The sequence below is a fragment of the Shouchella miscanthi genome, from assembly GCF_007725405.1.
In the GTDB taxonomy this organism is placed as follows: domain Bacteria; phylum Bacillota; class Bacilli; order Bacillales; family Bacillaceae_D; genus Shouchella; species Shouchella hunanensis.
This window is the reverse complement of record NZ_CP042163.1, coordinates 436765-450685: the sequence shown is the minus strand read 5'-3', so window position 1 is coordinate 450685 and position 13921 is coordinate 436765. Positions and strand designations below refer to the sequence as shown.

The window sequence follows — 13921 nt, the reverse complement described above, 5'->3', positions numbered from 1 at the left end:
GTTCCTCCTCAAGATGATAAAGACACTATAATAGATGAGACCGGTCCCAGGTCAAGATCCATTTTTAATTTTTATTCAGGAGGTCACCATGTATACCATTCGAGATGTAGCAAAATTAAGTGGTGTGTCACGGAGCACCGTGTCTCGTGTTTTAAACAACCATCCCTATGTATCAGATGAGAAACGCAAGCGTGTGGAAGAAGTAATGAAACAGCTTCACTTTACGCCAAATCAGATATCAAATCATTTCCGCCTAAAGCGCACAGGTTCAATTGGCATCATCATTCCTTACTTATCACACCCTTACTTTGCAGAGCTCGCTGGTGTCCTCTCAGAAGAAAGTCACAACTACGGCTATAAACCCGTATTGTTTCAAACCTTTGGCGATAGACATCAAGAAATCGACGTGTTTGAGAAATGGAAAAGAAAAGAATTAGATGCTCTTATCATAACGTCTTCCTCTTTAAATCAAGTAGAAATAGACGAGATGAGTATGAATGGCATACTCATCATTTGTAATGAGGCCTATAAAAGTAGCAAAGTAGATGTTTTTTGTTTAAATGAAAAACATGCCGCTTATAAAAGCGTAGTTTATCTTATTAAAAAAGGGCGGAGGAAAATTGCTTTCTGTTCTGATTATCTCGCTTCCCCTTCCCAACAGGAGAGACTTCTAGGATATAAACTGGCACATCAAGAACATAAACTCACTTGGGATGAACACTTGATTTTTGACAAGATCGCATCCATTCATGATGGCTATATGCTAGGTAAAAAACTTCACCAGACAAATGACATTGATGCGATCTTTGCTGGTAGCGACTTTGTGGCAGCTGGTTATTTAAAGGCCGCACATGAATGCGGCCTTTCTGTGCCAACTGAACTATCCATCATAGGGTTTGATAATCATTCCATTAGTGATGTCACATCGCCAGCTATTACGACTATGACGAATCAGGTTCAAGAGATGGCAAAAGATTTAGTTCACGCCTTAGAACTGCGCTTATCTGGTCAGAGCAAGCCGTTTGAACGGAAGCACTATGAAAGCAAGCTTCTGATTAAAGGCTCCGCATAAACATAGTAAAAAAGCGAGTCTACCAAGGGGTAGACTCGCTTTTTTATAGATTCTCTCTTAAGACACTAAACATGATTAGGTCGATGTATGTTCCTTTTGCTTTCTCATACTGACGGAGGAGTCCTTCCTCTTTGCACCCAATTTTCTTTAACACGTATTGAGAAGCAACGTTTTCCGGCTCCACTTTTGCTTCAATCCGGTTTAAAGCGAATTCAGAAAAGCCGAGATGAATAAGAGTCTTTAACGCTTCCGTCATATAGCCTTGACCCCAGTACTCCTTATCAAGTTCATATCCTATCTCACCACGATCGTTTTCATAATCAAGGTAGTTAAATCCGCAAGAGCCAATAACGGTTTTCGTTTCAGTCAAAGAAATGGTGAAACGATTTCCTTTCTTCTCTTGACTTAGCGATTCAAATAGTTGGATCATGTCCATTGCTTGATTTACACGTGTCATGGCGGGAATATTCATGAATTTCGTAATTTCCGGGTTTGACCAAATGTGAAACAATGATTCAGCATCTTTTTGCGAGACTTCTTGCAAAGAGAGCCTTTCAGAATAAATCGTCTTCATTTTTTTAGTAGCTCCTTTTTTATTTTTTAATCTGAGAGTCTACTACATTCACCTGGCATCCTTCACCCCTTTCTTTCATTTGCCTCGTAACTGCTTCTTTTCATTTAATTCTTAAAGTGTAGCTCATTCTTTTAACAGGATCAATCTCTTATTCTATCCATTTTCCCAAGTATAAAAATAAAGCAAAAAGATGATCCTTTCCGCTATTGGAAATGGACCACCTCCGTACAACGCTTATTGCTTCTCAGCTAAGCTTTTCCGACTTTCTAATTCTTTCTTTGCTTCATCAATAATGGCAGGTTCCTTAAGTAAACGATAGCCGATAAGCGCCAGCCCCTTTGCACCTGTTAACAAAGCCTCGTCTCCTTTTTGCGATGCGGCAGCTTCTCGAAACGGTACTGTATGGGCAACGAGCTCACTTGGTCCGATCTTTATATAAGGATGAATCGTTGGCACAACTTGACTGATATTGCCTGTATCTGTTGAGCCAAGCCCTTCTCTTTCCCCTGGTATAATCGTTTCGCCTAAAGTCGCGAACGTTTCGTTGAATACATCGTTTAGCGTATCATTTGGAATAAGGTTATCCACTTTGTTTTGAAATTCAACGATTTTTACTTTCGCTCCTGTTGCAAGCGCCGCTCCTTGTGCAATCGCATCTACTTTTGCACGTACATCATTTGCTTTTGGTCTTGAATCTGCTCGAATGTAAAATCTTGCCCGCGCATAATCAGGAACAATGTTTGGTGCGTCTCCCCCGTCTGGAATAATGCCATGAATGCGGACATCGTCTGTCAAATGCTGACGCAGTGCATTAATGCCGTTAAATAGCTGGATCACTGCGTCTAGCGCATTCACACCTTTTTCTGGAGACCCAGAGGCATGAGCAGATACACCGCGAAAGACATAATCTACAGGATCTACAGCGAGTGAGGAGCCTGAAGGTCTTGTTTCGTTGGCGGGATGAATGATTAAAGCTGCATCAATTCCCTCTAAATAGCCTTCTCGCACAAAGCTTCCTTTTGCACTTCCATTCGTTCCGCCTTCTTCTGCTGGCGTACCAAGGACAACAACACGACCACCAATGTGATCCAACTGTTCAGCTAGTGCAATGCCTGCCGCCACACTTGTTGTACCGATAATATTGTGCCCACACGCATGGCCTAAGCCTGGTAGAGCATCGTATTCAGCAAGAAAAGCAATGGTTGGTCCTTCTCCTATTCGCTTTTCTGCTACGAATCCTGTAGGGTGGCCAGCAATATCCTCTTTTACCGTAAAGCCAGCTTCTTTTAATAGCGTTGTTAATGTTAATGAAGCAAATACTTCTTCATTCCCGATTTCTGGATTTTCATGAATGGCATGGCTCGTTTTAATATAGCGTAAACGATTCTCTACAAAATGCTCTTGTATGGATTGTTGAACAGATTCAATCGTTGTCATCATCATCTCTCCTCAGTGTTATTTTGGATAGCTGTTCAATTCTTCTAATGAAATAAACGTTGGGATTCGTGCTCCTTTATGCTCTTCAATAATCAACTGTTCAATTTCTTCAGATTGATACAATTCAACGAGGCGTAATAATACAGGGTTATCTTGCTCTTCTGTTTGCGCTGCTATGATATTAATATACGGTGTTGCCGTTTCATCTTCTCTATAAATAGCATCATCGGTAGGACTTAAACCTGCATCAACTGCAAAGCCATTGTTAATAACCGCTGCGTCCACATCCTGCATAATACGAGGTGCTGTAGCCGGGGCAATTTCCGTTAAATTTAAGTTTTTCGGGTTCGCTTTAATTTGGTTTAGTCCGCTTGTCACACCAAAATCGTCCTCTAGCTCAATCAAACCCGCCTCTGCTAACAACATTAAGTTACGCGCTTGATTGGTTACTTCTTTATCAATGGTAATATCTGCTCCATCTGGAATATCCTCGACACTTTCGTATTTATCGGAATACAATCCCATTGGTGCAAGAACAGTCGATCCAATTGCCGTAAGGTCTAAGTTATGTTCTTCTTTGAAATTATCGAAGAATGAAACGGTTTGAAAGGCATTAATATCAATTGACCCGTCTGCCAATGCTTGGTTCGGTTGCGTATAGTCACTAAAACGAACAATTTCTAATTCAATGCCTTCCTCTGCTGCTATTTCAGAAATTTCATCCCACTCAGGTGAATCAGTGCCTGTAATGCCCACTTTGACATGAACAGGATTTTCTGGGCTGTATGATTCTCCTGCATCAGCTAAAGAATTTGTATCGTTCCCACATGCTGTTAACGTAAACGTTACAGCTCCAGCGAATAGTAGTGCTTGGTGAAATTTTTTCATTGTATGTTCTCTCCCTTTTTTCTATCTATCGTCGTCTAACTTTCTTTGAAGCAATATTCCCAATGGTTTGTAAGCCTTGCACCATAATAATTAATAAAAGTACCGTAATAAACATCGTTCCATCATCAAATCGATTGTATCCGTAAGAAATCGCTACTTCACCAATGCCTCCTGCACCAATTGCTCCTGCCATAGCTGTTGCACCTAGAAGACCAATTGTTGCTGTGGTCATACTAAGAATAAGTGAACCCATGGCTTCAGGTACGAGAAACTTAAAGATGATTTGCCATTTAGAAGCACCCATGGAATCTGCCGCTTCTATAATACCCGGTTCGATTTCTAATAGAGAGTTCTCAATTAAACGAGCAATGTATGGCCCTGCATAAAAGACAAGCGGAACAATTGCCGCCGTCGTTCCATACGCTGTACCAACGAAAAAACGAGTAATCGGGATAATGGCAACAAGTAAAATAATAAACGGTATAGACCGTAGAACATTGATGACAGGGTTAATTAAATTGTAAATAAATCGGTTTTCCATAATATGTCCAGGTCTTGTTACAACAAGAATGACGCCTAATACAACACCTAGCAAAGCGGAAAAGAGTAAAGACCAAGCCACCATATAAATCGTTTCAAATAGAGCTTGTGTCAAAATATCACTTGTAATTTCTGGGCGTATTGCTTCAGGCAACCAATCCAGCATCTTTCGTTACCTCCTTCACCTGAGCATCATGTTTCTCAAGGTAGCATCGCGCTGTCTCTTGGGCAGCTGCATTTCCTTTTAAACTTAAATAAAGAGCGCCAAAGGATGTTTCTCTCACTTCATGCATGGATGCGTACAGTAGTGATACATGTAACCCTTGATGAACTAAATCATTAAATACAGATAATTGCTCCGTTTCATCTGTTACATCTATTTTGTAAATGCGTTCATCGCTTCCTTTCTGCCCAAGGTATTGTTTCACTTTCTCTGGTAAATCATCAGGAATAATGGAGCGCACGAACTTCTTCGTTGTTTCATGTACAGGTCGCGCCAACACATCCTCCACGTTTCCCTGTTCAACGATGTGTCCACTCTCCATAACCGCTACTTTGTTACATATCTCTCGTACAACGCCTAATTCATGGGTGATCATTAGAATTGTAATGTTGTACTCTCGATTAATGCGTTTTAACAATTGCAAAATCGAGCTTGTTGTCTCTGGATCAAGAGCAGACGTTGCTTCATCACATAAAAGAACAGCAGGATTGGTGGCAAGAGCACGAGCAATGCCAACACGCTGCTTCTGTCCTCCAGATAGTTGGTCCGGATAACGAGAAGCGAAGTCTCCTAATCCAACATACTGTAACAATTCATTGACACGTTCTTTAACCTCAGCTTTCTTCGTTTTCACTAACCGAAGTGGCGTCGCAACATTTTCAAATACCGTTTTAGACTGTAGTAAATTAAAATGTTGAAAGATCATCCCAATATTTCGCTTAGCACGCTGTAACGCTCGAGGCTGTAGGCTTACAAGATTCTCATTGTTCACAATGATCTCTCCAGCCGTTGGTCGTTCAATTAAATTCACTGTGCGGATCAACGTACTTTTTCCAGCACCACTAAAGCCGATAACCCCGTATATATCTCCTTTTTCTATCGTTAATTGAATATTTTGTAAGGCGTGAACGTCTTGGCCGTTTGACGAGAACGTTTTGGACACGTTTTTAAATTCAATCATGCCTAATCCTCCTAATTCGATGTTATTACTAAGTTTTATGCAAATACGTATTGTGTCTATGTCTTCTATCTCGTTTTAAAATGAAAAAGCCCCTCTTTCGTTAATGAAAGAGGGGCGAATAAGTATTATCATTCAAGCTCGCTCTTATCATCCAGGATTTTACTATCCTGCAGGAATTAGCACCTTCCACCTAAGTGGGGTTGCTGAAGCGTCATCGGGCCAGTCCCTCCGCTCCTCTTAATAAGAAAAATTATTAAATTTGTTGTTGAACGTAGTGTAGCAGATTTTATTTTCCTTTTGCAAGTGTTTTTTGAAAATAATTTTATAAAGCGGTTTCAAAAAAAGCTTTATTTTATACTAGTAATATTGTTAAATTGGACAAGTGAACAAGATTGATCTCATAATAATAAGAAAGGAGGAGCGTCATGTCATTATATGAATTTTTAAAGGAAAATACGTGGAATTTAACCGAACAGTGGTATGCGGATCTCGACAAAACAAAAGATGGGGTTTACGGTTCAAATGACCCAGTTAAAATTGAACGGTTAAAGAAACAAAATTATGCGTTTCACGAATTGTTTTGTGAACTCTTTCGTGAAGATTATAACGCCGAGCATAATAAAGCGTTCGAACAATGGATTGTATCTATTGCCAAGGATCAAGCTCATTTAGCGACACCTATTCCCGAGATCATTGAAGAATTTTTAAATGTCCAAGGTCAATACATGCAACTGATCAAAAACTACATTGCGGAGAAAAATGATACGGTATCCTTTGCTCAGTATGAGCGGTGGATAGACATTCTCGTAAAAGGGTTTAAAGAGATCGTCATTGCATTTAGTCGTAACAATATGGAATATGCTGACCAGCAGTTACGAGCACAACAAGAAATGATTACAGAATTAAGCTCACCAGTCATTAAACTTCGACGCACCATTGCTTTGTTACCTTTAGTAGGTGAAATTGATACACATCGTGCGCAAGTCATCTTCACACAAACATTGGAAGAATGTGTTTCAACGGATATTCATTCACTACTAATTGATTTATCTGGTGTTCCCGTTGTTGATACAATGGTTGCCAATCAGCTCTTCTCACTCATTGACGGTTTAAAATTAGTTGGTACCAAAGCGTCCTTATCTGGTGTACGACCGGAAATCGCTCAAACATCGGTCCAGCTCGGTATTGATTTTTCAACAACTAAAATTTATTCTACTATTGAACAAGCATTAGATGAATTGCTTCATGCAGTTCCGCACTATTAAACGTAAATCATTAGGATGAAGAGATGACCAGAAGCCTACTACTGGTCATCTTTTATTAGGCAGTGCTTACCTATCGTTTAATCAAACGTTTAATGAACATGAAAAAGAGCCGCACAAAAGGAATTCGACGCACTTTAACTTGATTTCATTATGGTTGTCCATGATTCATTCCTTTTCAGTTGATAAAAGAACATTACTCTACAAGACAAATCCTTTTAATCTTTCTGCATTTTCTTTGTAAAAATCGAAATGTTCTTCTAGACCACGCCGCTTGCTCCAACCAATACTATTAAATGCATCGACAAATTGATAGAAGGAGAGAACGAGCTCCAGATTGATCATTGGTCGTACCGTTTTATACCCTTCTTGAAATGCATTGAGTAGCGCGGTATCTTTACTCAAGTAATCTCGATACAACTTAGTGAAATCAATTTCCGTTGATCCAAAGCGGACGCTTTCAAAATCAAGTACTCCAGCAATGCCTCTATCGTCCACAAGAATGTTCGCCGCACGAAAATCCATATGGACGAAGCTTGGACCGTCTGGTGCAGGTAATTGCTCTTTAAGCTTTTCAAAGTGTAAAATGGCTTTTTTGTATAGCGATGCTTCAATAACTTCTTTTACATCTTCTGCAAAACTATAAAACTGCCGTTCAACAAATCCTGTCCAATTAGGAAACTCATTATCAATTCCTTTGAGTACCGTCTTATCTGGTGGGGCTACGTTATGCATATTCCCTTGCAAAATGCCGACTTCATACGCTACATTAGGTGATGGCTTCTGTTGAGCTAAGGAAATGCCTTCTAATTTAGATAACAGTAATGCACCTGAATACGCATCATCCCCTTCACACGTTGCAAGCAAGCTTGGTGTTCGTACATTGCCCTGCAAGATGTCATACGCCTCTCGCTCTCGTTCAAACTTGATCGATGAATAGGGAATTTTCACAAATACAGTCTCCCCGTTCGTCAATTCACATCGAACAACAGTTGAGCTTTTTGAGTCTTCAACTTCTTCTAGCCTTGCACTATCCAATTCAAACGCTTCCATTATTCTAGTAGGTAGCATCGGTTTCCCCTTTCCCTTCATAGATAGATTGAAACATGCCCTCTATTATAACGGATTGGCACTGAAAAAGATGCCTTATTTCATATTGTGTAGCAGCAAAAAAAACGTACCGGCTCATTAACCAATACGTTCTTTTCGACTTTTTTCTTTTGATTCCATACCAATGCGCTTCCACTTTGGAAAGGTTGAACACATTAATGCCAGTAGACCACCGCTTTTTAAGACAGACTCTCTCATACTAATAACAGCCAGTAGGTCTTCTTTCCTTGCTTCTCTTGCAGCCTGTGTTTCATTTAGGGGAAATGCGCATATATAGAAATTACGTGAGCCCTCATTTTCGGAAACCGCCCTCGCTTTTTCAAAATGAACTTCAAGGTTTAATGTCCAGCCATTCTCTTGTTTTACCGGGTGACTGTAATAGAGATCGTCCTGTATAAAGTGTTGCTGTTGATCCTGTAAGTACGTATCTGTAATGTGATGAAATCTACCGCTATCAATAAGCATAGATGTACCTCCGATACTGCTTTTTCAACTAGTATTTACGGAGTTTGCTATTTTCATACACTTGATTTCCTTCTTTTTACTAAAAGGTAAATGAAGAACACCATCACTAAACCAATACCAAATGGTACTAAATATTGCTGTAGTAACCCTTTTACTTCTGCCCAGTTCTCGCCTAATTCTACACCAAAGTAAACATAGAAGAATGTAATCGGTGCCATTGCTAAAAACGTGTATAGCGAAAAAATCCATGGATTCATCTTTGCCATGCCACATGGTACTGAAATGAGTGTGCGTACACCAGGTAAAAAACGAGCGCTAAACGCCACAAAGGCGCCGTGCGATTGAAAGAAGCGATCGGCTTTTTGTAAATTTTCCTCTTTCATGAAGATATATTTTCCATACTTTTCAAGCAACGGTCTGCCACCGAATCTACCAATTGAATAAAGTGTAAGTGGACCGACTACCCCACCTAACGATCCTGCAACGACAACACCCCAAAACAGCATCTCTCCTTCTGAAACCCAAAAACCTGCGAGAGGTAACACAAGCTCAGCTGGAATAAATTCTATACACAATGCGATAAAAACACCTAGATAGGAAAGATCTTTAAACCATTCCATTAAATCGAATAGAAGTTGCTCCATAGTATCCCTGCCTAATCACTTATTTGTTTCTGCGTAAACACTGAGGATGGATTTTCTCTCTTAATAGGTTAAAAGCCTTTATTGCGAAACATTTTCGATAGTATTTCACGCGATTTCCGATTTGTTAGCCAAGCTTTATACAACTATATGCTCTTTTACATTGGACATGATGAGATTTAATCAATTGACTGAAATTAAAAAGACAGCCTTGCTCTTATGCTAGGCTGTTTGGGTTTTCACTATGATTCTTCTGTTTTAAAAAAGTGAGCGCTTCATCTATTTCTGTAAAGTGGGTTTCCGATCTATGACTTGATTCTTTGGCCGTTCGTCTTAATTGAAGTTTAGCTACGTTACTTTGTACAACGACTGCTGCTTGATCCATCCCTTTCTGTAGTAACCATTCTTGATGAGCAACTACTTCCTTTTGTGTTTCTGGCTTGAATACAATTACGTCCTTCATATTCACGATTAAGTGGAACTGGCTAAGCTGATGTGCTCTTAAAATCGTATTAATTTCATCATTCGCTTGATGAATGCCCTCTGGCGTTAGATTAGATTCCCATTTAACCGCAATGATTGCGTGTTTTTTATCTTCTAATGAGACTTTATACATTCAATTCCCTCCTCTACTTCCCTATAAGCTTATACCTTTTCAAAATAAAAGCAAAACCTTTGAACTACGCCTTTATACTCTTTCGATGAACAACAAGAAATTATAGTAGAATATGCTCACTGTTTACAGGGGTAACTAGGTAAAGTGCCAAGAAAAATCTTGTGAGACGAATAAATAAGAGGACTATCCCAAACGCAACAGAATTGACTTCTTTTAAACATTACGTTATCATATGAATGACAGTCAGTCATTTTTAAGGATGTGTTTACATTGGATAAGCGTGAACGAATTATAACCGCTGCCATTGAAGCGTTTAGTGAAAAAGGGGTCGAAAAAACAACCATATCCGATATTGTGAAACGTGCGAACATTGCCCAAGGTACGTACTATTTATATTTTCCTTCTAAACTATCGGTTATGCCTGATATCGCAGCTGTTTTTGTTGATCACCTTATGGTTGAACTGAACAAAAATGTAACGGCAAGCTCATTTAAACAACAGTTAAATGAACTCGTAGATACCGTTTTTCATACAACAGAGCATCATAAAAAACTTGCTGTTCTCATTTACTCTGGTTTAACGCAGTCGGAGCATTTACAGCAATGGGAAACCATTTATACCCCACTATACGATTGGCTTGCAGATCGTTTAGAGCAAGCAAAGCAATCAGGTGGAATAAGAAAATCTTTACGCTCAGACGCTACGGCACGGATTATGGTAGGAACAATAGAATCAACAGCCGAACAGCTTTATCTTTATAACCAGGAAGACATTGATTATGTAAATGAACACAAACAAGAGCTCATCATATTTCTAACAAACGCTCTAGGTGCGAGTGATTAGTTCACTTGCTTTTCTTTCAAATCAATAATGACTGAATGTCATTCATTATTAGATAGGAGATATCAACATGAACAAGGGATGGATTTTCGTTATTCTCACGTGTTTATTTGAGTTATTTTGGGTACTCGGATTTAACATTGCTTCCACTTGGTGGCACTGGGCTATTATCATCACCATTATTATGATTGATTTTTACTTTTTAGCAAAAGCATGTGAAAGCTTACCTACAGGAACCGTTTATGCCATCTTTGCTGCCGCTGGTACAGTTGGAACAGCCCTTATGGATATTTATATTTTTGAAGGCTCATTCAGTTTAGCCAAAGGGTTCTTTATGGGGATGCTCGTTTTTGGCGTCATTTTATTAAAACGATCAGATGATGGTGCAAAACAAGAGGAGGCTGCGTCATAATGGGTTGGTTTTTCGTTTTTTTAGCGGCATGTTTTGAAATTACTGGAGTTATCGGTTTAAAATCGTTTAGCCAACGGAATTCATTGAAACATGCGGTTCTTTTCTTTGGCGGCTTTGGACTTGCGTTTGTCTTTTTATATTTATCGTTTCTTTCTTTACAAGTAAGTGTAGCGTACGCAGTGTGGATCGGTATCGGAACTGCTGCTGCTGTTCTCATTAACATGATTTTCTTTGGTGAGTCTAAAAGTAAAATACGTATTGTCAGCTTAGTCATTATTGTAGTCGGTGTTACAGGACTTAAAGCGGTATCTTAAATAAAAAAGGAACACTGTAAGCATGATTTATTCCCATGTTTACAGTGTTTTTCTATGGGTAAAACTTAAAACGAATAATTGCCCCTTCAACATTACAAACAATTATTTTTCAGCGCACTTTCGCCTTTATAATGAGAAACATCGGCCTTCGTAATTCTTGTTTATACTCAGGGTTCTGTGCCAGTATAGCTGGATCTGGTTTCGGCTCTTCTATTCTTTCAATTAAAAACCCAGCTTCAAGTAATGTATTCAAGTAAGTCGTAAGCGTACGGTGGTATTTTACAACATGATCTGTTAAGAAGGACGTTTGGCGAATGGATTCTGCTTGATAATCGTCAATCGGCCAGTGATCGATGTTTCCTTTTGAATCATATATCCAATCTTGTTCCGCTCGTGCAGTAAAAATGGGATGCTCAACAGAGAAAAGAAAGACCCCTTTTGGCGCTAGTAATTGTTTTACGTTGCGTACCACTTCTTGATAGCTTTTTACATAATGGAGTGCAAGAGAACTAAAGATAACGTCAAATGAACCAGCTTTAAATTCAATGTCTTCAATAGCTCCCTGTCTAAAATCAATGCCCTCTTGATTCGTCATCTCACGTGCAGTTTGAATCATTTTCTCCGACAGATCAATTCCTATAACTTGGTTCGCACCTAGATCATGAAAATAACGAGAGTGCCAGCCAAATCCACAACCTAAATCCAATACGTTCGTATTAGCGAGGTTTGGCACGAGTGTTTTTAATACGTGCCATTCCCCTGCCCCTTTAAGTCCTTCAACAGAACGAGGCATTCGTTTGTATGCTTCATAGAAATTAGGCTCATCGTATTTATTTTGCTTCATGTTCCGCCTCCATTTCTTTCTATCGTATCGTGTAAACCTAGTGCGAGCAAGATGATTGACTTCCTCCTCCCTAAACTTCTACCATGAGAATACAGTCAAGAAGAAAGGGGATTTTTATGACATTTGACGCATTCGTCCTCCGAAAAGAAGCGCTACTTGAAGGACAGATAGAACAATGGGATCTGGAAGAGTTAATAGAAGGTGACGTGCTTATTAAAGTTGCTTATTCAAGTGTAAATTATAAAGATGCGATGGTTGTAAAACAAGGCAACCTTGCTGAAACTTCTCCACTCATCCCTGGCATTGATTTAGCAGGAACAGTTGTACGTTCGAAAGACAATCGATTTTCAGAAGGTCAAAAAGTCATCGCTACAAGTTATAAAATTGGAACCGCTCATCACGGAGGCTATGCGGAGTATGCGCGAATTCCAGCCGAGTGGGTTATTCCACTCCCAGAAGGATTAACATTAAAAGAATCTATGATTTTAGGAACCGCTGGTTTAACAGCAGCTCTTTCTATTACAAAATTAGAACAAAATGGCTTACACCCTGATGGAGGAAAAGTTGTTGTTCCAGGTGCGACTGGAGGTGTTGGTAGTCTCTCGGTAGAAATGTTAGCAAAGCTTGGTTATCACGTTGTCGCAGGAACAAATAAAGTGGAAGCTCACGATTGGTTAAAGCAGCTAGGCGCTTCTGAAATGGTTACCCGAGAAGAACTGGAAGAAAGCGAGAGGGTATCCATTCGTCAAGGTGAATGGGCAGGCGCTATTGATGCAGTAGGAGGGAAAACAACTTCTTATCTACTGACTACATTGAAACGAGGCGGCTCGATTGCATCCAGTGGGTTAACTGGTGGCGTTGAAGTTGTAACGACGGTTTTACCCTTTATTGGACGAGGTATCAATTGGCTAGGAATTGATTCTGTAACCTGTCCAATGAAAGAACGAGCACATGCTTGGTATCGATTAGCGACAGACTTAAAACCATCCTTTCTAGAAGAGACCGTAAATGAAATTACATTAACCCAATTAAATGATGTATTAACGAATGTTGTAAAAGGGAATGTTAAAGGCCGTACGATTGTAAAACTTTAACTTGGCGAAGAAACGACTAGATAGCCCATTTAGCCGTTTCTTCGCTCCATTTTCTAAAAGGAGTTGGACGATGATTCACACAGAAGAAGATGTTCTCGCACTCATACAAGAAGATGATTGGATGATGGCGGTACTAGCGGCAGCTGAAGCACTTCAACTAAAGGATTGGTGTGTTTGTGCAGGATTTGTACGCGGGAAGATTTGGGATACTCTGCATGGATTCCAGCGGACAGAACTTCCAGATATTGATGTCGTCTACTACGATTCTGCTTGTTTAAAAAAAGAAAAGGAAAAAGAATATGAATACGAGTTGCATCGTCTTTTCCCTGGTCAACCTTGGTCTGTAAAAAACCAAGCACGTATGCACATCGTCAATCAATTTCCACCTTATGGCTCTACTACAGAGGCGTTATCAAGGTTTCCTGAAACGGCAACAGCATTAGGTGTTCGTCTTGATCAAAACAGACTAGAACTCATCGCCCCGTTCGGTGTCAACGATGCGGTTGAACTTCTTGTTCGTCCAACACCTGCCTATGTCCACGATTTAGATCGCTACCATCAACGTATTAAGAAAAAGAACTGGCAAGAAATCTGGCCTAACTTAACCATACAATGGTAAAGAAGAGGA

At 39.7% G+C, this 13921-nt stretch carries 17 protein-coding genes and 1 riboswitch; of the genes, 7 read left to right on the top strand and 10 right to left on the bottom strand.

Going from position 1 to position 13921, the window contains the following annotated elements; genetic code table 11:
- The first annotated feature begins 88 nt into the window (after positions 1 to 88).
- A complete protein-coding gene (locus tag FPV17_RS02345) occupies positions 89 to 1072 on the top strand; it encodes a LacI family DNA-binding transcriptional regulator (RefSeq protein WP_186370705.1) in 984 nt (327 codons plus the stop codon).
- A 43-nt stretch (positions 1073 to 1115) separates the two neighbouring features.
- Here FPV17_RS02345 and FPV17_RS02340 read toward each other — a convergent pair whose 3' ends face one another.
- From FPV17_RS02340 to FPV17_RS02320, 5 genes are all read right to left on the bottom strand, one after another.
- Positions 1116 to 1646 carry a GNAT family N-acetyltransferase gene (locus FPV17_RS02340; RefSeq protein WP_035392909.1) on the bottom strand — a complete coding sequence of 177 codons (531 nt, stop codon included), beginning with the start codon at positions 1644 to 1646 and terminating at the stop codon, positions 1116 to 1118.
- Positions 1647 to 1880: 234 nt separating this feature from the next.
- Positions 1881 to 3083 carry a M20 family metallopeptidase gene (locus tag FPV17_RS02335; RefSeq protein WP_437183305.1) on the bottom strand — a complete coding sequence of 401 codons (1203 nt, stop codon included), beginning with the start codon at positions 3081 to 3083 and terminating at the stop codon, positions 1881 to 1883.
- An 18-nt stretch (positions 3084 to 3101) separates the two neighbouring features.
- Positions 3102 to 3971, bottom strand: a complete 870-nt coding sequence (locus tag FPV17_RS02330) for a MetQ/NlpA family ABC transporter substrate-binding protein (protein WP_144557748.1) — start codon at positions 3969 to 3971, stop codon at positions 3102 to 3104.
- 25 nt (positions 3972 to 3996) lie between these two features.
- Entirely contained in the window at positions 3997 to 4677 is a 681-nt protein-coding gene (locus tag FPV17_RS02325; protein WP_052007470.1) for a methionine ABC transporter permease, read from the bottom strand.
- Positions 4658 to 5695, bottom strand: coding sequence for a methionine ABC transporter ATP-binding protein (locus FPV17_RS02320; RefSeq protein ID WP_144557746.1), 1038 nt, complete (start codon positions 5693 to 5695; stop codon positions 4658 to 4660). Before FPV17_RS02320 ends, FPV17_RS02325 begins: the two co-directional genes overlap by 20 nt.
- Positions 5696 to 5836: 141 nt before the next feature.
- Positions 5837 to 5942, bottom strand: a riboswitch (SAM riboswitch).
- 178 nt (positions 5943 to 6120) lie between these two features.
- Between FPV17_RS02320 and FPV17_RS02315 the strand changes: the two genes are divergently transcribed.
- Positions 6121 to 6960, top strand: a complete 840-nt coding sequence (locus FPV17_RS02315; protein WP_035392915.1) for an STAS domain-containing protein — start codon at positions 6121 to 6123, stop codon at positions 6958 to 6960.
- A gap of 198 nt (positions 6961 to 7158) precedes the next feature.
- On the opposite strand, the gene FPV17_RS02310 is transcribed toward FPV17_RS02315, so the two are convergent.
- The 4 genes from FPV17_RS02310 to FPV17_RS02295 all read right to left on the bottom strand — a co-directional run bounded on the left by FPV17_RS02310 (position 7159) and on the right by FPV17_RS02295 (position 9789).
- Positions 7159 to 8028, bottom strand: coding sequence for a phosphotransferase family protein (locus FPV17_RS02310; protein ID WP_060704218.1), 870 nt, complete (start codon positions 8026 to 8028; stop codon positions 7159 to 7161).
- A gap of 117 nt (positions 8029 to 8145) precedes the next feature.
- Positions 8146 to 8532: a hypothetical protein gene (locus FPV17_RS02305; protein ID WP_035392917.1), complete on the bottom strand. Its 387-nt coding sequence runs from the start codon at positions 8530 to 8532 to the stop codon at positions 8146 to 8148.
- A gap of 53 nt (positions 8533 to 8585) precedes the next feature.
- Positions 8586 to 9176 carry a DedA family protein gene (locus FPV17_RS02300; protein ID WP_060704220.1) on the bottom strand — a complete coding sequence of 197 codons (591 nt, stop codon included), beginning with the start codon at positions 9174 to 9176 and terminating at the stop codon, positions 8586 to 8588.
- A 214-nt stretch (positions 9177 to 9390) separates the two neighbouring features.
- Positions 9391 to 9789 (bottom strand): STAS/SEC14 domain-containing protein, encoded by a 399-nt coding sequence (locus FPV17_RS02295; protein WP_035392919.1) that lies wholly within the window; start codon positions 9787 to 9789, stop codon positions 9391 to 9393.
- A 270-nt stretch (positions 9790 to 10059) separates the two neighbouring features.
- On the opposite strand from FPV17_RS02295, the gene FPV17_RS02290 reads away from it, so the two are divergent.
- From FPV17_RS02290 to FPV17_RS02280, 3 genes are all read left to right on the top strand, one after another.
- Positions 10060 to 10632: a TetR/AcrR family transcriptional regulator gene (locus tag FPV17_RS02290; RefSeq protein WP_035392921.1), complete on the top strand. Its 573-nt coding sequence runs from the start codon at positions 10060 to 10062 to the stop codon at positions 10630 to 10632.
- Positions 10633 to 10699: 67 nt separating this feature from the next.
- The gene (locus tag FPV17_RS02285) at positions 10700 to 11041 is read left to right on the top strand and encodes a DMT family transporter (protein WP_035392923.1); all 342 of its coding nucleotides are present in this window, start codon (positions 10700 to 10702) and stop codon (positions 11039 to 11041) included.
- Positions 11041 to 11355: a DMT family transporter gene (locus FPV17_RS02280; protein WP_144557744.1), complete on the top strand. Its 315-nt coding sequence runs from the start codon at positions 11041 to 11043 to the stop codon at positions 11353 to 11355. The genes FPV17_RS02285 and FPV17_RS02280 overlap by 1 nt, the downstream gene beginning before the upstream one ends.
- A 109-nt stretch (positions 11356 to 11464) precedes the next feature.
- Here FPV17_RS02280 and FPV17_RS02275 read toward each other — a convergent pair whose 3' ends face one another.
- Positions 11465 to 12199, bottom strand: coding sequence for a class I SAM-dependent methyltransferase (locus FPV17_RS02275; protein ID WP_035392928.1), 735 nt, complete (start codon positions 12197 to 12199; stop codon positions 11465 to 11467).
- Positions 12200 to 12315: 116 nt separating this feature from the next.
- Between FPV17_RS02275 and FPV17_RS02270 the strand changes: the two genes are divergently transcribed.
- Both FPV17_RS02270 and FPV17_RS02265 read left to right on the top strand, forming a co-directional pair.
- Entirely contained in the window at positions 12316 to 13293 is a 978-nt protein-coding gene (locus tag FPV17_RS02270) for an acrylyl-CoA reductase family protein (protein WP_144557742.1), read from the top strand.
- 70 nt (positions 13294 to 13363) lie between these two features.
- Positions 13364 to 13912 (top strand): nucleotidyltransferase family protein, encoded by a 549-nt coding sequence (locus tag FPV17_RS02265; RefSeq protein WP_035392932.1) that lies wholly within the window; start codon positions 13364 to 13366, stop codon positions 13910 to 13912.
- Positions 13913 to 13921 lie beyond the last annotated feature (9 nt).